Source organism: Nocardia tenerifensis NBRC 101015, assembly GCF_000308715.1.
In the GTDB taxonomy this organism is placed as follows: Bacteria; Actinomycetota; Actinomycetes; order Mycobacteriales; family Mycobacteriaceae; genus Nocardia; species Nocardia tenerifensis.
In genome coordinates this window covers 1-24,799 of record NZ_BAGH01000049.1, presented here as the reverse complement: position 1 = coordinate 24,799, position 24,799 = coordinate 1, and the positions used below count along the sequence as shown (strand labels likewise).

Here is a 24,799-nt window from a genome sequence, read left to right as displayed (position 1 = left end):
GTGGCGTACCCGGAAATCCATTACGCCACGGCGCCTTTGCGGGCCGAGGCGCGGACCGCGGGCAATCCGGAGAATGTAAATCTGTGGGCGGGACAGACTCACACACTGGCCCCGAGCTACCAGCCGGCGAACTGGTGCGCACGCTCGCCGCCGAGACGAAAACCGCACTGAAAGCAGCACTTTCGCGGCGAATCCAGGATTGTTGACAACGACTTTCGATTAGAATCGAGTCGCATCGCTTCGGCCACCACCCTTGGAGGAGAGCGCTATGTCCCTCGATGTCCCCGCCCCACTGCTCGAACGCGCCGAACGCGGCGAGGTCGACGACGCCGACTTCGTCGAGGTCGTCCGGCAATCGCTGCCCTACGCCTGGGAAGTGGTCAGCCGGGTAGCCGGCGAACTGCGTTCCGGCACAGCCGAATACGCCGACAATGTGGTTCCACCGCCGGACGAGGTCGCCCGAGGGCAGCTGCTGCGCGCCATGGCCTCCGACGCCATCCGCGGCGGGCTGGAGCGCCATTTCGGCGTGAAGCTCGCCTTCCAGAACTGCCACCGGGTGGCGGCCTTCCCGCTGGCCGCGGTCGGCGGCGACACCTACCGCACGTTCATCGGAACCAGGGCCCAGCTGCTGAATCAGAGCCCGGAACTGCGTAACTGCTGACGATCGAACGGTAAAGCCCGGCGCGACAAGCGAGTTCGCGCCGGGCTTCCGTAGTCAGGACAGCGTGGTGACCGTCAGGTCGCCGTCCGCGTACTGGGCGCGCAGGCGCTTCTTGTCGTACTTGCCGACGCTGGTCTTGGGCACCTCCGCGATGAACGTCCAGTGTTCCGGCAGTTGCCATTTCGCGAACTTGTCGGCCAGGTACTCGCGCAGCTCGACGGGCTCCACCTCGGCGCCCTCGGCGAGCACGATCGCCACCAGCGGCCGCTCGTCCCACTTCTCGTCCGGGACCCCGATCACGGCCGCCTCGGCGACGGCCGGGTGACCCACCACGGCGTTCTCCAGATCCACCGACGAGATCCACTCGCCGCCGGACTTGATCACGTCCTTCGACCGGTCGACCAGCGTGAGGTAGCCCTCCGGGCTGATCTTGCCGACGTCACCGGTGCGCAGCCAGCCGTCGTCGAACTTGTCCGGATCGACCTCGGCGCCGTCGGGCGAGTAGTAGGAGCCGGTGATCCACGGACCGCGAACCTCCAACTCGCCCAGCGCTTCTCCGTCGTTGGGGACCACGGTGCCGTCGTCGGCGACCAGCCTGGCCTGCACGCTCGCCGGGAAACGGCCCTGGGTGTAGCGGTACTCCCACTCGTCCTCGCCGGTCACGCCGGACGGCGGGTGCGCGACGCTGCCGAGCGGCGAGGTCTCGGTCATGCCCCACGCGTGCAGGATCCGCACGCCGTGCTTCTCCTGGAAGGCCCGCATCATCGACGGCGGCACGGCCGAACCGCCGACCACCGCCGTGCGCAGATGCGTGATGTCCTGCGGGTTCGCGGCCAGCCCCGCCAGCACGCCGCCCCAGATGGTCGGCACCGCGGCGGCGAAGGTCGGCTGCTGCGCCGCCATCATCTCCAGCAGCGGACCCGGCTGCAGGAAGCGGTCCGGCATCAGCACATTCGCGCCCGACATCAGCGCCGCGTACGGGATGCCCCAAGCGTTCGCGTGGAACAGCGGGACGATGGCGAGGATGGTGTCGCGGCCGGTGAAGGCCATACCGCTCGGCGAGCACACCTGCATCGCGTGCAGCCAGTTCGAGCGGTGCGAGTACACGACGCCCTTCGGGTCGCCGGTGGTGCCGGAGGTGTAGCACATCGCCGCGGCGGAGCGCTCGTCGATCACCGGGAAGTCGTAGGTATCCGGTTGCGCGGCAAGCAATTCGGTGTAGGAGTGCACCTGAACGCCGTCCGGGGCCGACAGCGCCGACGCGTCGCCGTTGACCACGATGACGTGCCGGACCGTCTTCAGGTTCGGCAGGTACTGGGCGAACATCGGCAGCAGCGTGCCGTCGACGAGCACCACCTGGTCCTCGGCGTGATTGGCCACGTACACGAGCTGCTCGGGGAACAGCCGGATATTGAGCGCGTGCAGCACCGCGCCCATCGCCGGCGCCGCGATGTAGGCGACCAGGTGCTCGTTGTTGTTCCACATGAAGGTGCCGACTCGATCGCCGATGCCGATGCCCAGCCCACGCAGCGCGTTCGCCAGCCGCGCCGCGTCCGCGCCGACTTCGCGATAGGTCATGGTGCGCACGCCCGTCCCGGTCCAGGTGGACACGGTCGAATCGCCGACAAACGTCGATGCGTAGCGCAGCAACGTCGCCAGCGACAACGGCTCGTCCTGCATGGTGCTCAACATCGGGAACTCCTTTTTCTTCGGGTGACCTTCACTCAGAAAGCCAAGTCTGTTGCGGTGGAAGGCACCGGCGATCGCGGCGCGCGGATCTGTATGCCGACAGCCCGGAAAAGACGCGCCGGTCAGCCGGCAAACCCGGCTCGGGCGTTCGACATTCGGCATCGGCGAGTGGCGAATCCTGCGCAATCCAGCGCTGACAGCTCATGTCAGGCGGATTCGAGAGGTCGCGGGCGCGCGTCAGCATGGTTCAGCTAATTCCGACCATGAGCCGCATCACATGGCGAATGCTACCCAACAGTAAAGCCCGCGGGGCGGCGCTCATCGGGATTGTTCTCCGGAGACTAATCCGACGGCATCCGCAGTCACTTCAGGCGGAACAGTCAGGCTGAGCCCGCGTGGGCCGGGTAGGCGTGGACCACGGCGGTGTTCAGTTTCGGGACGACGTGGGTGAGGGTGTGCTCGGCCTCGTGGGCGACGCGATGGGCGTCGGCGAGGGTGATGGTCGGGGCGACGTCCAGTTCGACGTCGGCGTGCAGGCGGTGACCGATCCAGCGCATCCGCAGGCTGCGCACGCCCTGCACGCCCGGCTCGGCGGCGAGGGCCCGCTCGGCGGCGGTCACCAGGCCCGGCTCGACCGCGTCCATCAGACGGCGCAGCACATCCCTGGCCGCGGTGCGCAACACCGCGAGGATCGCGACGGTGATCAGCAGCCCGATGATCGGGTCGGCGACCGGGAATCCGAGCGCGACGCCCGCCGCGCCCAGCAGCACCGCCAGCGAGGTGAAGCCGTCGGTGCGGGCGTGCAGGCCGTCGGCGATCAGCGCGGCCGAGCCGATCTGCCGCCCGACCCTGATCCGGTACAGCGCGACGGCCTCGTTGCCGAGGAAGCCGATGACCCCGGCGAGCGCGACCCACCCCAGATGCTCGATGGGCACCGGCGCGAGCAGCCTGCGCACCGCCTCGTACCCCGCGATCAAAGCCGACAGCGCGATCATCGCGACGACGAACAGGCCGGCGAGATCCTCCGCGCGCCCGAATCCGTAGGTGTAGCGCCGGGTCGCCGCGCGCCGTCCGAGCGCGAACGCGATCCACAGCGGCACCGCGGTCAACGCGTCGGAGAAGTTGTGAATGGTATCGGCCGCCAGTGCCACGGACCCCGACGCGACCACCACCAGTACCTGCAAGATCGCGGTGACGCCGAGGACAACCAGGCTGATCTTCACCGCTCGAATGCCTACGGCGCTGGCCTCCAAGGCGTCGTCGACACTGTCGGCGGCGTCGTGGCTGTGCGGCACGAAGATCTCTCGGACGATGCCGCGCAACCCTTTTGGATGCTCGTGGGGGTGTCCGTCGTCGTGATGATGCCCGTGCCCGTGCCCGAAAACATCGCTACGCCAAGAGCTTTCGTCGTGAGCGTGGCTCTCGCCGTGCCGGTGGCCCGCATCTTGTTCGTGGCTCTCGCCGTGCGGGTGGCTCTCACCGTGGCCATGAACTTCGCCGTGGCCTTGATGGATACCGTCCGCCGCACTTCCCTCGGCGCGCATCGAACGCCATTGCTCTGAGCCTTTTTTCAGATGACTCATTGCGCCGCACCCGTCCGGCTCGCCGGTAGCTCGCGCACGGCGGCGTCGCCGCGATGATGTGGCGGCACGCCGGGGCCCGCGTGTTCGGCGTTGTAGACCGCGTCCACGACCAGCTGCCGGACGTGCTCGTTCTCCAGGCTGTAGTAGATCGTCGTGCCGGAGCGGCGGGTGCTCACCAGGCGCGCCATGCGCAGCTTGGCCAGGTGCTGGGAGACCGAGGGCGCGGGTTTGCCGATGTAGCCCGCGAGGTCGTTCACCGACAGCTCGCGGTCGACCAGCGCCCACAGCACCTGGACCCGGGTGGCGTCGGCGAGCATCCGGAAGATCTCGACCACCAGACCCACCTGGTCGTCCGCCAAGAGCGCGCGACCTCCCTGGCTATCTGCATTCATACGCAGATAGTAGACCAGACGAAGCGGCCGCTACCAGATCGAGTTCACCCCCATCGGACCGGAATGGCGGCGACACCCCCTGCGTGGCCGCCGACATGCCGGTCCGTCCCCATAGAACCGAACTCTGTCTTAGTCGCTGTGGCGCTAGTGCGCCAGTCAACCTGCCGAACCAACATCCGAATGAGACATACCCAAGCGCCGGGGGTCGCCAGTCAACTGACGGCTAACGCTGTGACCAGCGCGAATTCGTCGGAGCCGCAAGGCCGCTCGGCCTCTCGAAATGCAATTGCATTTGCACGCCTATTGCGATCCGACCGGTCGTCTTTGTCGGTTTACCCAGGCCGATCAGCCACACGCCTGGCGCGGGCCGCCTATCCGGTGGGCCAGTAGGAAATTCATCATCGTGTGTTGCAGTGCGAATCCGCGTGCGGATTGCATCAGCAGCCCGCCGCCGATGTGGTCGGGTCCGAGGGGCGTGTGGAACTCGGCGAGGGCACAGCTACCGGTGTCGTAGCGCTCGACCGTGGTCGGCACCGGGTCCGTATTCACAGTAACCGCCGTGGGTACCGAGGGCGTGGCCGCCTCGCCCGCGAGTCGGTAGGCGCCGAGCCACTGCGCCAGATTCGCGCGGCCGATCGGGTACAGGCTGGTCTGATCGGCCAGGTCCTGGAGGAAGAAGCCGGGCACCGGGCGCGCCCGCGCCCCCATCGCCGAGACGATCGACGCGCCGCTCAGATCCGCGCGGAAGATCTGCGGATCGAGCTGATAAGGCCCGCCTGCCATGGGGGCGATGGCCGCGTACAGGTCCGGGTAGGCCGCGGCCAGCACCGTGGACATTGCGCCGCCCGCGGAGTAGCCGCCGACATACACCCGCGCGCGGTCCAGCCCGAACTCGTCGATCAGGGCGGTGGTGAGGTCGGCGATGATCGACGACTCCCCTTGTCCGCGTGGTTGATTCGCCGGGTCGAACCAGTTCCAGCAGAAGCGCTCGTTGGCCGCACCGGTCTGGATCGGATAGGCGAGCACGAAACCGAGTTCGTCGGCGAGCCTGGTCAGCGCGAAGCCGGTGTCGGCGAGTTGGCGCTGAGGATCGGTGCAGCCGTGCAGGTAGACCATCAGCGGCTTGCCCGTGGGATCGCCCGGCGGAACGTGCAGGTAGTAGTCCCTGGCGCCCACCGCGTTGCTGAACACGCGCTCGACTACCGGCGTCGCGTGCGCCGAAGGCGTTGCGGTGAGCAGGATTTGCGCGCACAGCGCCGACAGCGCGAGCATCAGGCTCCGCAGACGACCGCGAGGCACCATCGGAATCCTTCCAGGGTCACGATCGAATGCGGCGTATTCCGCACGGGCACAGCGAGTTCCACGCATACTAATCGATCGCTCACGCGGGCGGGGGTGCCCATCCGACGGCGGCGACCTGACGCGCGGACTGCGGGCTCGCTAGGCATGTGTCGAAGTCCGGCCGGATGCATCCGGGGGCTGGATCGTCGCCTGGCAAGGCGGAGCAGCTGACAGCGGGGGGTGTCGCCGGGTAAGGCGGAGCAGCCGGCAACGGGTTTGTATCGGCGACGACGACAACGCGGCCAGACGGCGATCCAGCCACCGGACGCGCCGGATGGAACTCGGACGCAGGGCCTACCGTAGAGGCATGCCAGTGGATCGAATGCTGCCGACGTCCGAGGCTCGGGACCTGCTCGAGCTGACCCGCGATATCGCCGACAAGGTGCTCGAGCCGCGGGTCGTGGAGTGCGAGAAGACCGGGACCTTCCCCGACGGCGTCTTCCCCGCCCTCGGCGCGGCCGGCCTGCTGAGCCTGCCGTACCCCGAGGAGTTCGGCGGCGGCGCCCAGCCCTACGAGGTGTATCTGCAGGTGCTGGAGGAGCTCGCGGCGCGCTGGGCGGCGGTCGCGGTGGCGGTCAGCGTGCACAGCCTGTCCTGCCATCCGCTGTTCACCTTCGGCACCGACGAGCAGCGGCAGCGCTGGCTCGCCGACATGCTGTCGGGCGAAACCATCGGGGCCTACAGCCTTTCCGAGCCGCACGCGGGTTCCGACGCGGCCGCGCTGCGCTGCCGCGCCACGAGGGTCGACGGCGGATATCGGATCACCGGCGCGAAGGCGTGGATCACCAATGGCGGCCGCGCCGACTTCTACACCCTGTTCGCGCGCACCGGCGAAGGCTCGCGCGGCATCTCGTGCTTCCTGGTGCCGCGCGACACCGAGGGCCTGAGCTTCGGCAAGCCCGAGGAGAAGATGGGCCTGCGCGCCGTGCCGACCACCACCGCGGCCTACGACGACGCCTTCCTGCCCGACGAGCGCCTGATCGGCGAAGCGGGACAGGGACTTTCCATCGCCTTCAGCGCCCTCGACTCCGGCCGGCTCGGGATCGCCGCCGTCGCAACGGGTTTGGCGCAGCGCGCGCTCGACGACGCCGTCGCCTACGCCAAGGAGCGAGAAGCGTTCGGCCGCCACATCATCGACCATCAGGGCCTCGGGTTCGTGCTCGCCGACATGGCCGCCGCCGTCGACTCGGCCCGCGCCACCTACCTCGACGCCGCCCGCCGCCGCGACGCCGGGCTGCCCTACTCGCGCCAGGCCAGCGTCGCCAAACTCGTCGCCACCGACGCCGCCATGAAGGTCACCACCGACGCCGTCCAGGTTCTCGGCGGTTACGGCTACACCCAGGACTTCCCGGTCGAGCGCTACATGCGCGAGGCCAAGGTCATGCAGATCTTCGAGGGCACCAACCAGATCCAGCGGCTCGTCATCGCCCGCCAACTCGCGGGGAACTGACCGGTCCTCGTGGCCGAAAATGCCGATTCCGTGTCCGCGGATCTCTTCGGACCTGCGGATTCGGCCTTTAGGCTCGCTACATGACCACGCCGTCCATCATCATTGTCGGAGCGGGATTCGCCGGGCTCGGCCTCGCGCTCGAGCTGCGGCGGGCGGGGGTCGACTCGTTCACCATCCTCGAGCGCGCAGCGGATCTGGGCGGCGTGTGGCGGGAGAACACCTACCCCGGCGCCGCGTGCGACGTGCCGTCGCCGCTGTACTCGTGGTCGTTCGAGCCCAAATCCGATTGGCCCCGGCGCTTTTCGGAGCAGCGCGACATCCACGCGTACATGCGCGGCGTCGCCGAGAAGCACGACCTCGCGCGGTTCATCCGGTTCGGCACCGAGGTGAGCGACGCGGAGTTCGACGAGCGGACGGGGCGCTGGACCGTCACCACCGTCGACGGCGCCCGGCTCACCGCCGACGTCTTCGTGCCCGCCGTGGGCCAGCTCTCGCGACCCGCCATGCCGAACATCCCCGGCATCGACTCCTTCGCCGGACCCGCCTTCCACTCCGCCGAGTGGGATCACTCGGTCGAGCTGGCCGGGAAACGCGTCGCCTGCATCGGCACGGGAGCCAGTGCGATCCAATACATTCCGCGCATCCAGCCCGAGGCCGCGCATCTCACGCTGTTCCAGCGCTCCGCGGCGTGGGTGCTGCCGAAGTTCGACACCGAGTACAGCGCGACGCACAAGGCGGTGTTCAAGTATCTGCCGCCGACCCGGCTCGCCGAGCGGTTCGCGATCTGGTCGCTGTTCGAGGTGCTCGCGCTGGCGCTCAGCGACATCCCCTCGATGAAGACGCCGGTGATCGCGCTGGCCGACCGGCACCGGCGCAAGCAGGTTCCCGACGCCGAGCTGCGCGAGAAGCTGACCCCCGACTACGCGGCCGGATGCAAACGCGGCCTGTTCTCCAACGAGTACTTCCCCGCGCTGGCCCAGCCGAACGTCACAGTGGAGACCACCGCCATCGAGGCCGTCACCCCGACCGGCATCCGCACCGCGGACGGCGTCGAGCACGAGGTCGACGTCATCGTGTACGGCACCGGATTCAAGGGCACCGAGTTCCTCGCGCCGATGAACATCTACGGCCTCGGCGGGCGCAAGCTGGCCGACGTCTGGGGCGAGGAGGGGGCGCGCGCGTTCCTCGGCCTGTCCGTGCCGAACTTCCCCAACCTGTTCATGATGTACGGCCCGAACACCAATGTCGGCTCCGGTTCGATCATCTACATGCTCGAGTCGCAGGCGCGCTACATCCGCCAGGTGGTGCAGTACCTCACCGACCGGCCCGGCCGCCACCTCGCCGCCCGCGCCACCACCGAACAGCACTGGGACGACTGGCTCCAGCGGCGGCTGAAAGACACACCGTGGAACTTCTGTTCCAGCTGGTACCGCAACGCGGCAGGCCGCATCACCAACAACTGGCCCGGCGCCACCGTGCTCTATCGGTGGAAGACAAAGACTTTCGACCTCGCCGACTACGACGAGGCACAGGCCGAAGCGAGCTAGCCGCTCCCTCGTTCAGCCGGGTCTCAGCAATCGCGCAGTAAACTGAGGCTGGTTCGGATCCGGCGACGGAAGAGGTACGCGGTGTTGTGGCTACTGATCGTTGTGGTGATCGTCGCGGTCGGCGCCCTCGTCGTCCTGCAGAGCCGCCAGCGTGCGCGGCGCACGGCCGATGAACTCGCGGACGCGCTGGCCGACGCGCGTCAGGTCAACGAGCGGCTCGGCGGGCAGATCTACAACCTCACGGGGTCGAACGACGCCGCCAAGCAGGCGTTGGTCGACGCATCCGAGCGGCATCTCGCCGCCGGTTCGCAGCTCGATCAGGCCCGCACGCCCGCGCAGGCTCGGCTGGCGAAGCAGACCGCGCTCGAAGGGTTGTATTACATTCGCGCCGCACGTAGTGCCATGGGCATGGATCCCGGTCCCGAGGTTCCCGCGCTGGACGGGCAGGACACGGCGGGCAAGGTCACCGAGCGGCGGGTCGTCGAGCACGACGGGCGGGAGATCGCGGCCTCGCCGGAGCCCTCGTCGGCGACGCCGAACTACTTTCCCGGCGGGCGGGTTGCCGGGCGGCCGGTGCCCGCGGGGTGGTACTCCGAGCCTTGGTGGAAGCCCGCGTTGATCGGTGGGGCGTGGGGGTTGGGGTCGGCGCTATTGTTCTCGTCGCTGTTTTCCGGGATGTCCGGGGTGGGGTATGACGCGCAGGGGTTCGAGAGTGGGTATGGGGAGGGATATCAGGACGGGTTGGCCGCCGGGGGTGATGGGTTCGATTCGGGTGGTGCCGCGGATGCCGGATACGACTCGGGTGGGTTCGACGACGCCGGATACGACTCGGGTGGATTCGACGGTGGCGGTTGGGATAGTGGTGGATTCGACGGGGGCGGATTCGACAGTGGCGGCGGGTTCGACGGTGGCAGCTTCTGACCGCGTAGCGCTTTCCCTCTTCGGGTACTACGGCTAGCCCCACCCTTGATGCGCCAGCCTGCCCGATTGCCTCCGCACCGCAGTGTGCCGGACTGTTGATGAATGATCTTGCAGCGCGATCGGACCGCGGTCATCGCGGCCGCACTGATAGCCGTCGGCACGATCACCGCGGCCTGCCGGAACGCGTCCGGGCCGGCCGAGCTTTCATCCGGATTCTGGGAAGTCGTCGACTACGGCAGCGTCCTCTCCGTGCGATCCGACTCCGTGGAGACCTACCAGCTGACCGACCTCAGCTGCCTGAAGGAGGGGACCGCTACCCGCTCCGGAAGTAGTTACCTCACCGACGACAAGGACGTGCTCACCCTGCGTCCCGGCGACGGACCGGATCAGGCCGAGCTGCACATCGACGGATCGCCGGGCGACCGCACGCTGCGGCGACTCACCGCTCTACCCGAGAAGTGCACCAGCTCCAGCCGGCCCGCGTCCTTCGACGTCTTCTGGCAGACATTCCAGGAGAACTATCCGTTCTTCGCCGCGAAAGGCATTGACTGGCAACAGGTCCGGGATCGATTCCGTGATCGCGCGATCAGCGCCGAGCAACGCGGCGACGACGCCTCGCTGTTCGCGACGTTACGAGACATGGTCTCACCGCTCAACGACGCACACGTCGTCATCTCGGCCGGCGACAGCGGATTCTTCGGCCAGGGCAGGCCGGGAACAGTCGTCCCCAGCCCGCAGTTCGACCAGCGCGTCAAAGAGCATGTCCAACAGCGCGATCTCCACCACCCGCTCGCCGACTACGCCAACGGCCGCATCAGCTACGCCGACCTCCCCGATCAGAACTACGGCTACTTGCGCGTCTCCTCCTTCAGCGGCTACACCCCCGTACGAACCTTCGCCGCCGACAGCGCCGAACTGGACCGCGCCCTCGACGCCATCTTCACCCCCGACCGCCTCACCCGCCTACGCGGTCTGATCCTCGACCTACGCCTCAACGGCGGCGGCTCCGACAGCCTCGGCCTCCAACTCGCCGCCCGCCTCACCGACCGCCCCCACTTCGCCTACGCCAAAAAGACCCGCACCACCCACCCCCAACCCCAGCGAGTCACCCCCGCCCCCGCCGCCTTCGCGGGCCCGATCGCCCTCCTCACCAGCGGCTCCACCATCAGCGCCGGCGAAACCTTCACCCAGGCCATGCTCGAACGCCCCTGCCACAACAAGAATCGGCCAACCCACCCAGGGCGTCTTCTCCGACGTCATGCAGCGCAACCTCCCCACCCACCCCACCTGGTGGTTCACCCTCCCCAACGAAGAATTCCTCACCTCCGACAACCGAACCTTCGACGGACCAGGCATCCCACCCCTCCTCCCCGAGCCCGTCTTCACGGAAGAAGAATTCGACCAGCAGCGCGACTCCGCCTTCGACCGCGCGCTCCGCTGGCTCACCACCGGCTCTTGACGCCCTCAACACTTGCGGATCGCCTGGTCACCCCACCCCTCCCCCACTCACAACCAATCCATTTCAGTCCGACCGCCCCAACCCGGTAGACTCCCCGACGTCCGGGTTCAGCATCCTCACGCTCCCCCGGTCAGCCCTCGTAGCTCAGGGGATAGAGCACCGCTCTCCTAAAGCGGGTGTCGCAGGTTCGAATCCTGCCGAGGGCACAATCTTTTTGCAGGTCAGCGGCCCGTCTTGCGGAGGCTGACCACCTTCGACCCCGCTTCGGTACGCAGTGAGTACGCAGTAGCGAAGTTGGCGCGTGCCGAATCGAGTCTGTTCGCCAGCTCCTCTAGGTCGTCATCGAACAGATCAGCGTAGAAGTCCAGGGTTGTACTCGGTTTGTCGCTCGTCAGCCAGTAGCGCGGCGAGTTGCTCCCGCCGTTCATCCGTAAGCGTCAGCTCGGCCATGCCGTCAATTCTCGCCTGAGGACGCAGATTTCGCGATGTGTTCATGAAATTCGTTGTCAAGTAGGCATCCGGAGCCAGGCGCGCGTCTGGGCACAACTGAGGGTAGATGGCTTGGGCGTCTCTAACGAATGAGAGCCGCGCAGTGCCCGCACAAAGCCCGAACAGTGCCCGAACAGGTTTAGTCCCGTTTTTGAGCAAAATGCCCACTCGAAAATGGGGTCTGACCTGCGCCTTCGCCGCAGGGCTCCCGCTCTTGCCGTTCCCGATTCTCTCGGGCTTCGCTGTTCCAAGAGAATCGGGAACAGTGAGAGCGAGAGCCAGAGTGGTTCAGTCTGAAGGTGAAGTGGCGAGTTGAGGGGGTAGTGGAGGGGACCAAAAGTGAGAGTTGGGTGGGTGGTTACGACTCCGTGTGGATGCTTGGTTTAGAGCGGCGGCGGTCGGTTGAGTGCGAAGGCGGAGGCCTAGAGCGCGGTAGCCGGGAGAGTCGGAGTCGGGTGAAGGGCGCGTGACGATCGGTCGGGCTAGCTGGCAGGGTCCACAAGGCGAACGGCCGGAATCGCTTCGTTTGATGCTTAAGAATCAAACGAAAGCGGAGCAGACCACGCTACCTAATGACACGTCATTGATTGATGCCTAAGGATCACCCTGCCGGACTACCCACTCAAGAGACCACGATTGATTCCTAGGCATCAACGCCGGGAGGGCGGTTCAGCGTGCCCCAGGGAGCCACGACGCACTCGTCCGGTTACTGGATGTTCTTCCCCGATGGTCAAGGCCCAGGCACCCGGTACGGCGAGTAGTGTAGCGACCCGATGGAGAACATTGCGAGGACCGTCGAAGCGAGAGGGGACTAATGCGCAAGCCGCCGACGCCGAATACGGCATCCGAAATCGTCGGTCTCTATACGGAGGGCCGTCGGGATTTTCACAAGGCCTCCTTAGACGGCGCCGACTTTTCGGGATTGAACCTTAGGGGCGCATCATTTCTGTATTCCTCGCTCCGCGGCGCAAACTTTACAGGCGCGTCCCTCACGCATGTTCAGTTCAAGGGGGCAACACTCGATGCCGCATCCATGGTCAGGGCTTCCATAAATGCCGCCGATCTAATTGGAGCATCCTTTTGCGGTGCCGATATGACCGAGTGCGACCTCACGGGGGCCGCGCTCAATGACGCAAACTGCACCGAAACAAAAATGACCGGAGTCAATTTTGGTAACGCGCAGCTTTCGAGAGCGGTATTTCATGGGGCTAAATTAAACAATATTCGACTTAGTAGCACAACTTTAGCGGACATGGATATAGGACCATTCTGCACTGCTGAGCATGTCGGACATTCGAATCCGTCGACCATAGATGCCCGGGCGGTTATGAAGACGTACACGAGCCCCCGCCTAAAGGGGTTTATGATTGAATGCGGCGTGCCGCCGATTTTTGCGGAGTACATGATCGACTGCGCTCGCGCCTTGGGCGAGCCTTTGATAGGGAGATTGATGCAAAGCACCTTTATTAGCTACGGAGGGCCTGATGCGAAATTTGCAGCGAAGCTCTACGAAGCTCTAAAGGCCCATGGAGCGATTGTTTTTTATTTCCCAGAGTCCGCGACCTTGGGCGAGAGGATCGACAATGAGATCTACCGTCGCTTGAGTGAGCATGACCGGGTTATACTGATTTGCTCACGGGCTTCTCTGGACCGCCCTGGAGTACTTCATGAGATTCAAGAGACCTTCGACAGAGAAGCCCGTGATGGTGGCGCTACATATCTGCTACCAATCATGTTGGACAACTACGTACTTACGGACTGGAAGAAGGCCCATCCGGCGCTGGCGGAGAGAGTGGGCCGACGGGTCGTGGGTGATTTTCGGGGCGCAGATAAGAGTGCTGCAAAATTTGCCGCCGCTCTTAATAGATTAATTGACGCACTAAAGACGTCTCGTCCAGCCGTATAGAGGAGCGCAGCCCGTCCAGTGCGGGTCCCCCGGACAGCGCCCCCACGCCTCGGCTGGAGAGCACACCTGATGGGCATCATAGTTTGACGTGGCTCCGCACAAGACGGACGCCTCGGCCCCAACGTGCGATCCCCGGCAACCATAAGAGCTGCCGGGCAATCGCGAGATGGCCCAGACGGCGGGTACGCACGGAGTACGCAGCAGCGTCATGGATGGCCGGATGCGACCAACGTTGTCAACCATGCATGCGCAGTTCAGGGTATTGCGCCCAACAGATCACACATTCACAAACGCGGCAAACCGGGCATAAACCGCTCTCCTAAAGCGGGTGTCGCAGGTTCGAATCCTGCCGAGGGCACAGTCGAGACCATGCGCGGTTGCCCGGTGCTCCTGACCGGTGAAAACAACTCAAAGACACCCATCGAGGACGTTGGCCTGCCTCTGGCTCAGCCGCGCCGCGGTCTTACCCGTGTGCCCATCATGTAGGAACTGTCCTTACCAGTGACGTTTCCGAACAACACGCTGTCGATTCCGAGGCCTTCTTTCGCGTAGCGCCGATCATATTTCGGCTCACGCTCGGTGGCTGATTCCAATCTCCGGACAGTATGCATTTCGTTGGCTATTAGCCAACCAAATGCACACCTGGGCTAAAGATCGCTGCGTGCAGTGTGCCGCCTCCTACGGCCGCTTGGGTCGGCCGATAGAGCCGTAAGCGGGCGGCTGCCGAGAGCGACTTGTCGATGTGACCCCGAGCATCCGCCCCTCCGGGAGGTGTCCGGATCAGGTTTGATCGAGTGCCGATGACTTTCGCGATGCGATCGCCTCTGTATTGACAGGAGGTGGTTGCTATGCCGGAACGGGGCTTTGTAGGGGCGAGGCAGGCGGTCGAGGTGGGCGGTCGGGCGCTGATGGACGAGGTGTCATCACAGCGGTTTGCGACGGACGAATCGCGCCGTGCGGAGCTCGGGATCCTCTTCGCCGCCGGGATGCCGCAGGTCGCGTCTGCCACCAGTATCGGTGCCCTCTACGGCGAGCACCAGGCAATCGGAACCTTCTCCGTCACAGCAGCATTCGGCCGCTGCTCACGTCCGCCGACGCCGAGGTCGCATGGGTGGACAGAGACAGCGCAATCGTAACGCAGCTGAAGGAATACAAGCTCACTGGCCGCACACTTCGCGCGCTTGCGTGATCAACAGGAAAGAGATGGATATGTTGCTGGAGAACAAGAATGTGGTCGTCTATGGCGCGGGTGGGGCGGTTGGTGGTGCGGTTGCGCGGGGGTTTGCACGCGAAGGGGCGCGGGTCTTTCTGACGGGGCGTAACGCGGAGAGGGTCGGCACCGTCGCGAAGGAAATTTCGGCCGGCGGCGGAGCTGTCGAGACGGCTGTGGTGGACGCGTTGGACGAGGAATCGGTTGCCGGACATCTTGACGCGGTGGTCGCAGATGTTGGTCGAATCGATGTGTCGTTCAATGCGATTGGGATTTCGCCGCGGGGACTGCAAGGTATTCCGTTCACCGACCTACCGGTTGAGAATTTCATGCGGCCGATCACGACCTACGCTCAGGCTCACTTCGTGATCGCGAAATCTGCTGCGCGACACATGATCCCGCAAAAATCAGGGGTGATCCTGATGCATACGCCCGAGCCGGCTCGGGTGAGTTTGCCGCTGGTGGGCGGTATGAGTGTGGGGTGGGCGGCGATGGAGGCGCTCAATCGGGCGTTGTCGGCGGAATGGGCTCAGCACGGTGTTCGTTCGGTCTGTCTGCGTACGACGGGCATGGTCGATACACCGACGATCGATGTGGTGTATGGGCTGCATGCCGATGCGATGGGTATCTCCACAGATCAAGTTACCGCCGCGATGACGGCGATGACGCATCGCAAACGCCCGACCGCACTGGCCGAACTTGTCTCCGTCGCAACATTTCTCGCTTCCGATCAGGCCGCGGCGATGACCGGAACCGTGGCCAACCTGACCGGCGGAATCATCGTCGACTGACCCCGCGCCCGACCGCCACACCTATGTGCGGTCGGGCCATCCGCTATCCGAGGAGCAAAAGCAATGAACGATCTACTCGCGACCGCGATCACCGCGCACGGCGGTTTGGAACGGTGGAACCGCATCAAGACGATCCGCGTCGATGCCGCTATCGGCGGGGCCTTCTGGCAGATGAAGGGAAAAGCGGACGCGATGAGCGACGTTCGCTTCGAGGTGGACACCACGCGGCAACAGCTCACCATGGACTATCGCACTCAGGATCGGCGCTCACTGTTCCAGCCCGACCGGGTGGTCCTGCAGCAACTCGACGGCACGGTTGTCGACGCGCGTGAAGACCCGGAGCGATCATTCGCCGGCCACCAGCTCCAAACACCTTGGGACGACCTGCATTTGGCGTACTTTACCGGGGAAGCCTTGTGGACGTATGTGAATACGCCGTTCCTGTTCACGTGGCCGGGGTTCGTCTGCGACGAGATCGCACCCATCGAGGCCCATGGGGAAACGTGGCGGCGATTGAGCGTGACATTCCCCGATCACATCAAGAGCCACACCCGTGAGCAGGTGTTCTGCTTCGGCCCGGACGGCCTGCTGCGTCGGCACGACTTCACCATCGACATTGTCGACCCGACAACGGAGTCACAGCTTTATGCCACCGACTACCGCGACGTCGACGGCATCATCATTCCCGCCGCCCGCCGCGCCGATATCACCATGGGAGACGAGCGGATTGCCTTGGTCACCATCGACATGACCGACATCCTCGTCTCCGAAGACGCGCTTTCGACTACCCAAGAGGCGGATCATGCGCACTGTGACTGAGGCAAAGCCCGGCAACGAGGATTTCGGACGGCTCAGCGAACCGTTCCGGCGCGAACTGATCGCCTACTGCTACCGCATGCTGGGCTCGGTTCAGGAAGCCGAAGAAGTAGTGCAAGACGTCTATCTCGAGGCCTGGCGAGCATACGACCGGTTCGAGGGACGATCATCCTTGCGGACCTGGCTCTACCGCATCGCGACCAGGGCGTGTTTCAAAGCGCTGGAGAAAAGCAGACGCAGGCCGCTGCCCGCCGATCTCGGCGCCCCTGAGACGAACGTGGACATCAGGTTGGCCAAGCGATCTCCGGAAATACCTTGGCTGCAACCGATACCCGACTTCCTGTTCACCGCCGCGCCGGTCGACCCGGCCACCGTCGTGGTGCAACGACACACCATGCGCCTCGCCCTGATGGGTGCGTTGCAACAGCTACCACCGCGCCAACGAGCCGTGCTGATCCTGCGCGACGTGCTGCAATGGCGGACCGCCGAGGTCGCGGAACTGCTGGAGATGACGGCGGCCGCGGTCAACAGCGCGCTGCAGCGAGCCCGGGAGCAGGTTCCGCTCAGCGAGGACGGCGTGACCGAGCCCGCGGAACCGCGGCAGCGAGCCCTGCTCGACCGGTATGTCACCGCATTCGAGACGGCGGACGTCGATCAACTCGTGGCGATAGTGACCGAGGACGCGAGGTGGGAAATGCCGCCCATCACAACCTGGTTCGAAGGCCGCGACACCGTCCTCGGCTTCCTGGCCGAACAGATGCGGATGATCGGTCCGACCGCACTGGTCGCCACGTCAGCCAACGGACAACCCGCCTTCGCGGTGTACGCCCGTGACCACGACGGTGCGTACCGCCCACACGCACTCCACGTCTTGACCGTCGGCGGCGAGGGCATCAACAGAATCGTCGCGTTCCACGGATCCGCACTGTTTCCCCTCTTCAAACTCTAACCAGGCAACGGCATGTCCGAAGAGGAGAACCTCGCCCACCACGAAGCCGCGCTACACGCACAGTTGACACTCTTCTGCCAACTCATGCTCGGCTCCGCCGAAGCCGCCGACCGAATGGTTCACCAGATCTACCACCGTGCACTAGATCACCGCGACAAGCGAGAGAAGTGCTCGTCAAAGCGCGTTCACCTCTTCGGTATCGCTGCCGAACTCTGCGGGGTCCTCCGGAACAGCCGGAGCGGCCACTGTCTCAGCCCTGGCGACGACGGCAACAACGAGGAGTGCTGTGCCTCGTCGAGGCCCACAATGAGGTAGACGGCTTCCTAAGCACCGCGCTGACAACACTCGTCAGCAGGAGACGCTGGGGCGGAGTTCGGAATCGTGATCGCCGACGGTACAAAAGGTAGATACTCGCGCGCTGCACCGACTCGCGGTTTTCGGTTCACGAATATCAGATCTTGATGATCTCCATTACTAGCTGGGCGGAGGGGTTAGCCGCCATTTGACATTCTTCGAACGCGGTAAACCGATCATCTCGACGACCCCTCGGTCCCTGAGACTTTGCAAAGCAGCAATAGCTTGCGATGGCCCGAGCCCCGTCCTTCTTTCCACCTCAGCGCGGGAAACTTCATCTTCACCGATGGCCTCGAGAACTTGCTGCTGCAGTGGCGGCAGAGGCGAAAGAGCCTTTGCGGTGGTGAGTTCCGATTCTTCTTCCATCGGAAGCTCATCTTGCGACGGCATAGTACCTGTAAGGTAATAGGCTGCCGCCCCGCGCGTACCGTGCAATTCGATCAGGCGCCGATCGACCATCTCTTTCAGCTCTCGAGTCGCCGCGCGACTATCCTGTATTCCAGTAGCTTCCCGGTAAGCGCTGTTGGTCATCGTGGCACCGTTTCGCATGGTGACGAGTGCGGTCATTTGCGATCGGGTCAGGGGGCGATTGTCGAGACTTTGCAACCACTCCAACGCTTCCTCGTCCAACAGGGTATGGTTGGGGAATTCTGCAGTGAACGAGGAGATGTCATCCAAGAAGCGCGGCGGCTCCATGCCCGCTTCCGTGAGGGCAACCCTGATCCGAGTGATTCCACTTCCGCGATTTTCACAGACCATGTGCCCATCGCCGTATGGTGTGTCCTCGAGGATCTTCAGTAACGCTTTGTTTCGCGAGGAGGAGACTGTGGTTATACCCAGCGCATCCACGGCCACCGGCCCATAGAGTCCGCCCGGGTTGCGTATTACCAGCCTGTCTGGATACATCTCCACCTGCACCTGCATTCCTCTGGCATGCTCGGAGTAGTCGCGGTGTACCAGCGCATTGACGAGGGCTTCGCGTAGCACCTCCTCCGGATACTCCCATTCGTCCACGCGGTAAATGCCGGTGACGATGCTTCGCCGCCTCATATTCCTTTTCAAGATGCGGATACATTCACTGACCATCACCGGAATGGGTCCGTCGATGGCCCTGTTCTCGGTGAATCTTTCGCCGATTGAGCCGAGTATGCCGGGCTCACTGGTCGGATACGCCACGAAAGTCACATCCAGCTGCGGCTCGTACGTTTGGGGGTACACTCCGAAAGCGAGCAGCCCAGCGAGAGTAGGTACTACTTTTTCTTCATGACGACTCAGGACGTTGAGCATCATCAGTGCCCGATCGTCGTCCACCCTGCGAAAGATTTCTCCCTTTGTGTCTCGCACACGCTTAAGAAATGAGTGCAGCAGATCTTCGTTCAGGTCGGCCATAGAGGCGTAAGGGATAGGCATCACATCATGGCGTGGCTCTGTACGATTAGAAAGTAAAACCGACACCTCATAGTCGGTGAACTTCCTGTCACCATCCGCGACCCGAATCCTCGATCCAGCGTATGGCCCCAGATTCCGCTTGTAACACGGCCGCTGATCCCGAGGAACAGGAGGGATATAACTTGTGATAACAGATCTACCCTCGACCTGTACGGTGCAGATTTCGGTACGAACGGGCGGTTCCATCTCGGAGCAGACCGAGGCCAGCTGGGACTCGATCTGCGCAGGCTGCTCGACTCCGACTATCCGAAAATCCTTCTTCTCGTCGACTCCGAGAACGATCCATCCGCCTTGAGCATTCGCTAACGCGCTGATGCTTTCCCACATGGTGTTAGGAAACCCGCGTTGAGACTTCTTGATCTCACAGGTGCTGTGATCGCCGCCCACACTCCGGCACTCTTCCAGCAGTGCTTCCAGCTCCATGACATCCATGCGGCCCTCCTGTGCCGTCCCCGCCATCCAGAGTCTATCTGTAGACTCTAAAGATCACATCTTTAGACTTCATTAGAGTAGATCTTTAGAGTCGGAGGTCAGTGACTCCACTGATGCAGGCAGTCTTGGGTCGTCCTTTCCTGCCCAGACTTCAGCAGCAGGTACCGACAAGCGGTATCAGCCCTGCCTGAGCTCAGGCTTCGCACAGGACGGGTGGGTGGATGTCGCCGGTCGGCCAGCGCTCACGAAGTGTGCTCATCGCCGTAACTCGGCTCGTCACACGCGCTAACCATTGATCCCCCAGCGCAATCGGCGGTCGGGGTCGGTTATTTGGCGGGTGAGTTGGAGGCGGGGGAAATTGTGGGCGAAGCAGCGTTCTATGGTGTCGGTGGGTTCTACGTGGTTGAGGTAGCCGCCGGCGGAGTGGGGGGCGAGGGCGCGGTTGGCGGCGGTGATCCAGCGGTAGCCCTCGTCGGGTGAGCTGGGGGCGGGGACTGCCCATTCCAGGAGTGCGGCGTGGGCGCGCCAGGGGAAGGCGGTGGCGTCGGGGGCGAGGTCGCTGATGGCGCCGCCGCCTGGCTCGACCATGATGAAACCTGGTTGGCCGCTGCGGGATCGGGCGGCGATGAGGTCGACGATGAGGTCGGCTACGGCCGGGGTGAGCTGGGCGCAGACGTCGGAGCCGGCGATCCTGGTCTCGTTCGGGTGTGGTTTGTCGAGGTTGATGTCGTGTACCGCGTCCAAATGCTCGAATGTGCGGTGTTCTTCGGCGGAGGGGGTGGTTCCCGCCGCGTCCGCCAGGTCGTCGGCGGCGTCGGGGCCGGTGCCCGGGGGGCATACGAGCAGTACGGCGCAGCGGGGGCCGTCGGCCGAGGCCCGGATGTCGACGCGGGCGTAGATACCGCGATCGGCGAAGGGTGCCCACTGTGCCCAGCCGTTGAGGACGCGGGCGGCTTGATCGCCCGCAAAAGACAGTCGCACAATGTCTTTCGCGGACGCCGGAATAGGGTGGTAGGTCAGTGAGGTGAGGATGCCGACGGAGCCGCCTGCGCCGCGCAGAGCCCAGAACAACTCGGGTGCGCTGGTCGCGTCGGCGCGTACCGCGTCGCCGTTGGGCAGCACGAGGTCCGCCGCCACCAGCCGGTCGCAGGTCATTCCGTAGCGGCGGGAATCGACGCCGAGACCGCCGCCGACGGTGAGACCCGCCAAGCCGACGCTGGAGCAGGTGCCGACGGGCAGGGCCAACTTCGATCCGGCCAGTTCGGTCAGCGCCGTGAGACTGTTCACCCCGGCGCCGACGGTGACTCGATCGCCTTCGACCGAGACGTGGTCGAGCTTTCGAACGTCGATGACGAGGGCGCCCGTGGACGCGGACGCGCCGACGAAGGAGTGACCACCCGCTCTGGCGGCGATGGGCAGGCCGCGGTCGCGGGCGAAGGCGACCGCCGCCTGGACGTCCTGCGGCTGCGCCACTTCGACGACCGCGAGGGGCGTGTTGCCGTTGAACCGGGGATCGACGAGGGCTTTCGCCGCACGGTATTCGCGGTCGTCGGGCAGTACGAGCCGGCCGCGCAATTGATCTCGCAGCTTCGACCATTCGCCGGGATCCACGGCCGCCGTGGCGATATTGGCGGAGAGCGTGCCCGCGGCGGCCGCGGCCGCGATTCCACCCGCTCCGCGGATCAGCGAGCGGCGGGAAAATCTGGATCCCGCATTATTCGCCATCGGGGTCACGCCGCCCGGCCCTTCGTCAGAGCGCGACGCTCGGTCACCAGCGGTGAGCGCGAAGGTGTGGTGCACGCAGCGGGCATAGAACTCGTCCTCCTTTATGACTGGTCTCGAGGCGTCTATCCGGTGACGCGTCCGCGGTTCACCATCGGCGCGCCGCCGAAACCTCGTTGTTCGAACAGAGATGATTCGGTGCGGTACGACCCGTGGATGGATTGGGCCGTGATTATCGGCCTAATTCCATCCGAATGGAGGGTTGTTCCGAATAACCGCTGGCGTCGATTCCGGTGCTGAACGTGTCCATGCGAGCGATATGACAAGGAGCTGTGAATGTTTCACAAGTCAATGGCTGCGGCGGTGACGGGTATGGCGGTGATGGCCGCGACCCTGTCGGTGACTACCGGCGCGGCGGCGGCGAGTCCGCAGGAGTCGGCTGCCACGGTGACGGGGTACAGCTCGTCCCAGGGCGCCGAATTCATCGCCGCAGGCGACGATCGGGACCGGGGTGATCGGGACCGCGGAGACCGGGGTCACCGTGCCGACCTTCGCGACCGCGGAGACCGGGGCGACCGCGGAGACCGCGGAGACCGGGGCGACCGGGGCGACCGCGGAGACCGGGGCGATCGAGGCGATCGTGCCGACCTTCGCGACCGCGGAGACCGAGGCGACCGCGGAGACCGGGGTGGAGACCGAGGCGACCGGGGCGACCGCGGTGATCGAGGCGACCGTGCCGACCTTCGCGACCGCGGAGACCGCGGAGATCGAGGCGACCGCGGAGACCGCGGAGACCGGGGCGACCGGGGTGGAGACCGAGGCGGCCGGGGCGGCGGCGGCATGGGCGGAGGCATGGGCGGGGGCATGTTGGGAAGCCTGTTCGGCCTGTAGACAACCGTGACAAATCGAAAGTGACGACAGCAGCCAGCAATACCGAAGCCGGCTAACGTATCCGAGTGCGGCAACAGCGAAGTGCCGCACTCGGATACGTACCGTTCTCACCGGAAAGCCTGCGTCACTTCCTCATTTCACACTCAGCGCCCCAGCGAACAGATACTGCTCAGCGGGCATCGTGGTGCCGTGCAGCCATGCGTCGAAGAACCCGTCGAGCCGAGTCGCCGACTTCGTCTGTATGAAAGTACAAAACTCTGCCATCGAGGTACTGCGCCGCTCGTGACCGAGATAGAAGTCGCGGACTGCGGCGAAGAACGTCTGGTCGCCGAGCTGCCTGCGCAACGCGTGCATGAACAACGGCCCCCGGTCGTACACCGACTCGAATTCGTGCCCGCGTCCGGCGTCGTGCAACGGAACCCGCCAGTACTGCGCGTCGTCGCGATGCCGGGCGATGGTGTCGCGATACATCTTGTCGACGTCGGCGCCGTTCTTGCGTTCGGGCCACAGATAACTCGCGGTGTACTCGGCGAAACACTCGTTCAAGCAGATATCGGCCCACTGCTGTATCGAGGTGGAATCGCCCCACCACTGATGTGTTATTTCGTGCACCACGGTCGCCAGCCCCGCCCAGTCGGCGTAGACCGGCCGGGTCTGCGTCTCCAGTGAGGCCGCCAGACCGAGATCCAGGAAGACGCCACCGGCGTTCAGAAACGGATACGGCCCGTAGAGATCCTCGATGAACTCGATGATCTCCGGCAACCGCCGCTCGTACTCCCGCTTGTCTTTCGCGCCCGGCGAGAACGCGCTCAGCAACGGGATACGTTCGCGCTTCCCCTCCGGTTTGCGCTCTCCCTCGAGATAGCTGAACTTGTCGATCGCCATCATGGTCAGATAGCCGAGCACCTCGTCCTTGGATTCCCAGGTGACGATATGCCGACCGTGCTCGACGGTATCCTTGGTCTTTTCGCCGATGGAGACGGCGTCCCACTCCTCGGGCACACTGACGGTCAACGTGAACGTGGCCCGATTGGCGAGGGTGTCGTTGAGCGGATACCAGGACCTGGCCGAGTGCGGCTGGCCCGCGACGACCGCGCCGCCGCTGGGCAAGAAGGCCCACCCCTTACCGGACTTGCTCTCCGAAACCGGCCCCTCGTACTCCACCTCGACGGTGAACGGAAGCAACGGCACTAGCGTCTGCGCGGGTGTGAGGGTCAGTTCGTGCTCACCGTTGCGGTCGAAGCCGGCGGGCTGGCCGTTGACCAAGACCTTCCGCACCGGCGGACCGTTGAAGTCCAGATTGAACGCCTTCAGACCCTGCTGGGCGGTCGCCTCGATGCGAGCCTTCCCGACCAGCTGGTGGGTCGGCGGGTCGTAGTCGATGCCGATGTCATAGTGGCGTACGTAGTAGCCACCGTTGCCGTCCATCGGATAGTACGGATCACCCAGTCCCGGGGATCCGACCAGCGGATCGGCGGGTTCCGCCACCGCCACCGCCGCGGAAGCCGCGACCAGCACCGCACCCATTCCGGCACAACACAACCCGAACAACTTCATACGACGGCCACTACTCCAATCCATACGGTTCACCCGAGCACGCCTCGGCGCACATGCGCCCGGCTAGTCTTCGTAGCCGGGACCGCCGTGGATGGGTGTCATGGCGCGACACCGCGAGAATTCGACCGCGAAGTTCAGTCGGCGAGCGTGCGGGCGACCAGCTCGGTCCAGTCGCCTCCGGCACCGTCGCGCGCCACCTCCTCGAACCGTTCCGCACCCAGATGCTCCCGTGCCGCCCGCTCGATGCGGTCGATATCCGGGTGCGAGCGATCGGGCACGCCGCGCACGTCGGTGCTCGCCGCGAGCAGCCGGACGGCCCGCTCGGTTTGATCCGTGCGCAACGCGAAGTCCGCGATACCCACGAGGATTCGCGCGACGTGGGGCGCGTGGCCCGCGGCGGAGGCGGCACGGAAGGCGGCCGCGCGATGCTCGCGAGCCTCGTCCGGATTCTCGGCGAGATAGCCGCGCAGGTCGTGGATGACGGCGCTGATGTGTGCCTGCTCGGCCTCGCCGTCCGACATGGCCGTCACGATGCCGATCTGCCGGCGGGCCTGATCGGTGTCGCCGCCCCATCGGGCCAGTTCCGCCCGGTCCAGCGCCAGTTCGGCCAGTGCGCTCGGCCAGCCGGACTGGTCGGCGTAGCGCTGCGCCTCGGACAGGGCCGCCGATTGCGCCGCCGCGTCGCCGAGCAGCCAGTACAGCTGTGCCTGTCGCGTGCGCATGCGGACGATGTCCTCGATCGCGCCCACCTCGGTGACCACGGCGATCGCCTGCTCGAAATACCCGGCGGCGTCGGCGAATTCACCGCGCCCGGCCATTCGGTCCGCGATCTCCGTGAGCGCGAACGAGATTCCCCAGCGTTCGCCGATGGCCCGGAACTCGGCGAGCGCCGCCTCGAGGTAATCGTCGGCCTCGCGCCCCTGCTGGCCGACGACGGTTCGCATCTTGCCCAGCTGCAGCCGGGCGAGGGCGCGCACCCATGGATCGTCGTCGGTGAGCAGCGGCTCGAACGCGGTCAGCAGCGCCTCGGGCCCGTGCAGCAGGCGCTCCAGCGCGTCGAGGAACGCCTGCGCCGGGTGGGTGGCCTTGCGTCCCCGGCTGACCGCATAGCCTTTGAGAATCCATTCCCGCACCTGAGTCTCGTCATTGCGCCCGGAGCTCAGAAAGTGCACGACCAGCCCGTACACCGT

Annotated in this window: 20 protein-coding genes, 2 tRNA genes and 1 pseudogene; 14 read left to right on the top strand and 9 right to left on the bottom strand. The window is 65.1% G+C overall.

The window, feature by feature from the left end; translation table 11 throughout:
- Positions 1-268 precede the first annotated feature (268 nt).
- Positions 269-661 (top strand): SCO5389 family protein, encoded by a 393-nt coding sequence (locus ON39_RS04340; protein ID WP_040731190.1) that lies wholly within the window; start codon positions 269-271, stop codon positions 659-661.
- Between the two features lie 54 nt (positions 662-715).
- Here the strand turns inward: ON39_RS04340 and ON39_RS04335 are convergent, their stop codons facing one another.
- Positions 716-2,353, bottom strand: coding sequence for a long-chain fatty acid--CoA ligase (locus tag ON39_RS04335; protein ID WP_040731183.1), 1,638 nt, complete (start codon positions 2,351-2,353; stop codon positions 716-718).
- Between the two features lie 377 nt (positions 2,354-2,730).
- Positions 2,731-3,672, bottom strand: coding sequence for a cation diffusion facilitator family transporter (locus ON39_RS04330; protein WP_051186284.1), 942 nt, complete (start codon positions 3,670-3,672; stop codon positions 2,731-2,733).
- A 21-nt stretch (positions 3,673-3,693) separates the two neighbouring features.
- On the opposite strand from ON39_RS04330, the gene ON39_RS04325 reads away from it, so the two are divergent.
- Positions 3,694-3,912, top strand: coding sequence for a hypothetical protein (locus ON39_RS04325; protein WP_146251081.1), 219 nt, complete (start codon positions 3,694-3,696; stop codon positions 3,910-3,912).
- Positions 3,913-3,929: 17 nt separating this feature from the next.
- On the opposite strand, the gene ON39_RS04320 is transcribed toward ON39_RS04325, so the two are convergent.
- Entirely contained in the window at positions 3,930-4,325 is a 396-nt protein-coding gene (locus tag ON39_RS04320; protein ID WP_040731181.1) for an ArsR/SmtB family transcription factor, read from the bottom strand.
- A 345-nt stretch (positions 4,326-4,670) separates the two neighbouring features.
- Positions 4,671-5,627, bottom strand: coding sequence for an extracellular catalytic domain type 1 short-chain-length polyhydroxyalkanoate depolymerase (locus ON39_RS45595; protein ID WP_051186283.1), 957 nt, complete (start codon positions 5,625-5,627; stop codon positions 4,671-4,673).
- Between the two features lie 346 nt (positions 5,628-5,973).
- Here ON39_RS45595 and ON39_RS04310 point away from each other — a divergent pair, with 346 nt between their 5' ends.
- The 11 genes from ON39_RS04310 to ON39_RS04260 all read left to right on the top strand — a co-directional run bounded on the left by ON39_RS04310 (position 5,974) and on the right by ON39_RS04260 (position 17,519).
- Positions 5,974-7,116, top strand: coding sequence for an acyl-CoA dehydrogenase family protein (locus ON39_RS04310; protein ID WP_040731180.1), 1,143 nt, complete (start codon positions 5,974-5,976; stop codon positions 7,114-7,116).
- Positions 7,117-7,196: 80 nt separating this feature from the next.
- Positions 7,197-8,663, top strand: coding sequence for a flavin-containing monooxygenase (locus ON39_RS04305; RefSeq protein WP_040731177.1), 1,467 nt, complete (start codon positions 7,197-7,199; stop codon positions 8,661-8,663).
- A gap of 81 nt (positions 8,664-8,744) precedes the next feature.
- A complete protein-coding gene (locus ON39_RS04300) occupies positions 8,745-9,584 on the top strand; it encodes a DUF1542 domain-containing protein (RefSeq protein WP_373283662.1) in 840 nt (279 codons plus the stop codon).
- 102 nt (positions 9,585-9,686) lie between these two features.
- Positions 9,687-11,132: a S41 family peptidase gene (locus ON39_RS04295; protein ID WP_211336299.1), complete on the top strand. Its 1,446-nt coding sequence runs from the start codon at positions 9,687-9,689 to the stop codon at positions 11,130-11,132.
- 44 nt (positions 11,133-11,176) lie between these two features.
- Positions 11,177-11,249, top strand: a tRNA-Arg gene (locus tag ON39_RS04290).
- Between the two features lie 1,097 nt (positions 11,250-12,346).
- A complete protein-coding gene (locus ON39_RS46925; protein ID WP_083894232.1) occupies positions 12,347-13,438 on the top strand; it encodes a toll/interleukin-1 receptor domain-containing protein in 1,092 nt (363 codons plus the stop codon).
- Positions 13,439-13,733: 295 nt separating this feature from the next.
- A tRNA-Ser gene (locus tag ON39_RS48430) sits at positions 13,734-13,796 on the top strand.
- Between the two features lie 845 nt (positions 13,797-14,641).
- Positions 14,642-15,439 (top strand): SDR family NAD(P)-dependent oxidoreductase, encoded by a 798-nt coding sequence (locus ON39_RS04275; RefSeq protein ID WP_246002846.1) that lies wholly within the window; start codon positions 14,642-14,644, stop codon positions 15,437-15,439.
- 63 nt (positions 15,440-15,502) lie between these two features.
- The gene (locus tag ON39_RS04270) at positions 15,503-16,258 is read left to right on the top strand and encodes a hypothetical protein (protein ID WP_040731166.1); all 756 of its coding nucleotides are present in this window, start codon (positions 15,503-15,505) and stop codon (positions 16,256-16,258) included.
- Entirely contained in the window at positions 16,251-17,204 is a 954-nt protein-coding gene (locus ON39_RS04265; protein ID WP_040731165.1) for a sigma-70 family RNA polymerase sigma factor, read from the top strand. Before ON39_RS04270 ends, ON39_RS04265 begins: the two co-directional genes overlap by 8 nt.
- Positions 17,205-17,216: 12 nt before the next feature.
- On the top strand, positions 17,217-17,519 hold the full coding sequence (locus tag ON39_RS04260; RefSeq protein WP_063713303.1) for a hypothetical protein: 303 nt from the start codon (positions 17,217-17,219) through the stop codon (positions 17,517-17,519).
- A 159-nt stretch (positions 17,520-17,678) separates the two neighbouring features.
- Here ON39_RS04260 and ON39_RS04255 read toward each other — a convergent pair whose 3' ends face one another.
- The 3 genes from ON39_RS04255 to ON39_RS48425 all read right to left on the bottom strand — a co-directional run bounded on the left by ON39_RS04255 (position 17,679) and on the right by ON39_RS48425 (position 21,646).
- Positions 17,679-19,439: an ATP-binding protein gene (locus ON39_RS04255; RefSeq protein WP_040731197.1), complete on the bottom strand. Its 1,761-nt coding sequence runs from the start codon at positions 19,437-19,439 to the stop codon at positions 17,679-17,681.
- A 285-nt stretch (positions 19,440-19,724) separates the two neighbouring features.
- A complete protein-coding gene (locus tag ON39_RS04250) occupies positions 19,725-21,164 on the bottom strand; it encodes an FAD-binding oxidoreductase (protein WP_051186282.1) in 1,440 nt (479 codons plus the stop codon).
- 338 nt (positions 21,165-21,502) lie between these two features.
- Positions 21,503-21,646, bottom strand: a complete 144-nt coding sequence (locus ON39_RS48425; protein WP_157195405.1) for a hypothetical protein — start codon at positions 21,644-21,646, stop codon at positions 21,503-21,505.
- A gap of 26 nt (positions 21,647-21,672) precedes the next feature.
- Here ON39_RS48425 and ON39_RS49970 point away from each other — a divergent pair, with 26 nt between their 5' ends.
- Positions 21,673-22,062 carry a hypothetical protein gene (locus ON39_RS49970; RefSeq protein ID WP_051186281.1) on the top strand — a complete coding sequence of 130 codons (390 nt, stop codon included), beginning with the start codon at positions 21,673-21,675 and terminating at the stop codon, positions 22,060-22,062.
- A 122-nt stretch (positions 22,063-22,184) separates the two neighbouring features.
- On the opposite strand, the gene ON39_RS04240 is transcribed toward ON39_RS49970, so the two are convergent.
- A complete protein-coding gene (locus ON39_RS04240; protein WP_246002847.1) occupies positions 22,185-23,579 on the bottom strand; it encodes a M1 family metallopeptidase in 1,395 nt (464 codons plus the stop codon).
- 164 nt (positions 23,580-23,743) lie between these two features.
- Positions 23,744-24,799 (bottom strand): annotated as a pseudogene (locus ON39_RS04235) (AfsR/SARP family transcriptional regulator); the annotation flags it as partial.

Coding starts and splice junctions, on each gene's coding strand:
- ON39_RS48425 (WP_157195405.1), bottom strand. CDS start 21,646: ATGAATTCGGCGCCCTGGGACGAGCTGTACCCCGTCACCGTGGCAGCC.
- ON39_RS46925 (WP_083894232.1), top strand. CDS start 12,347: ATGCGCAAGCCGCCGACGCCGAATACGGCATCCGAAATCGTCGGTCTC.
- ON39_RS04260 (WP_063713303.1), top strand. CDS start 17,217: ATGTCCGAAGAGGAGAACCTCGCCCACCACGAAGCCGCGCTACACGCA.
- ON39_RS04295 (WP_211336299.1), top strand. CDS start 9,687: ATGATCTTGCAGCGCGATCGGACCGCGGTCATCGCGGCCGCACTGATA.
- ON39_RS04270 (WP_040731166.1), top strand. CDS start 15,503: ATGAACGATCTACTCGCGACCGCGATCACCGCGCACGGCGGTTTGGAA.
- ON39_RS04335 (WP_040731183.1), bottom strand. CDS start 2,353: ATGTTGAGCACCATGCAGGACGAGCCGTTGTCGCTGGCGACGTTGCTG.
- ON39_RS04255 (WP_040731197.1), bottom strand. CDS start 19,439: ATGGATGTCATGGAGCTGGAAGCACTGCTGGAAGAGTGCCGGAGTGTG.
- ON39_RS04240 (WP_246002847.1), bottom strand. CDS start 23,579: ATGGGTGCGGTGCTGGTCGCGGCTTCCGCGGCGGTGGCGGTGGCGGAA.
- ON39_RS04340 (WP_040731190.1), top strand. CDS start 269: ATGTCCCTCGATGTCCCCGCCCCACTGCTCGAACGCGCCGAACGCGGC.
- ON39_RS04310 (WP_040731180.1), top strand. CDS start 5,974: ATGCCAGTGGATCGAATGCTGCCGACGTCCGAGGCTCGGGACCTGCTC.
- ON39_RS04250 (WP_051186282.1), bottom strand. CDS start 21,164: ATGGCGAATAATGCGGGATCCAGATTTTCCCGCCGCTCGCTGATCCGC.
- ON39_RS04305 (WP_040731177.1), top strand. CDS start 7,197: ATGACCACGCCGTCCATCATCATTGTCGGAGCGGGATTCGCCGGGCTC.
- ON39_RS04320 (WP_040731181.1), bottom strand. CDS start 4,325: ATGAATGCAGATAGCCAGGGAGGTCGCGCGCTCTTGGCGGACGACCAG.
- ON39_RS04275 (WP_246002846.1), top strand. CDS start 14,642: ATGGATATGTTGCTGGAGAACAAGAATGTGGTCGTCTATGGCGCGGGT.
- ON39_RS45595 (WP_051186283.1), bottom strand. CDS start 5,627: ATGGTGCCTCGCGGTCGTCTGCGGAGCCTGATGCTCGCGCTGTCGGCG.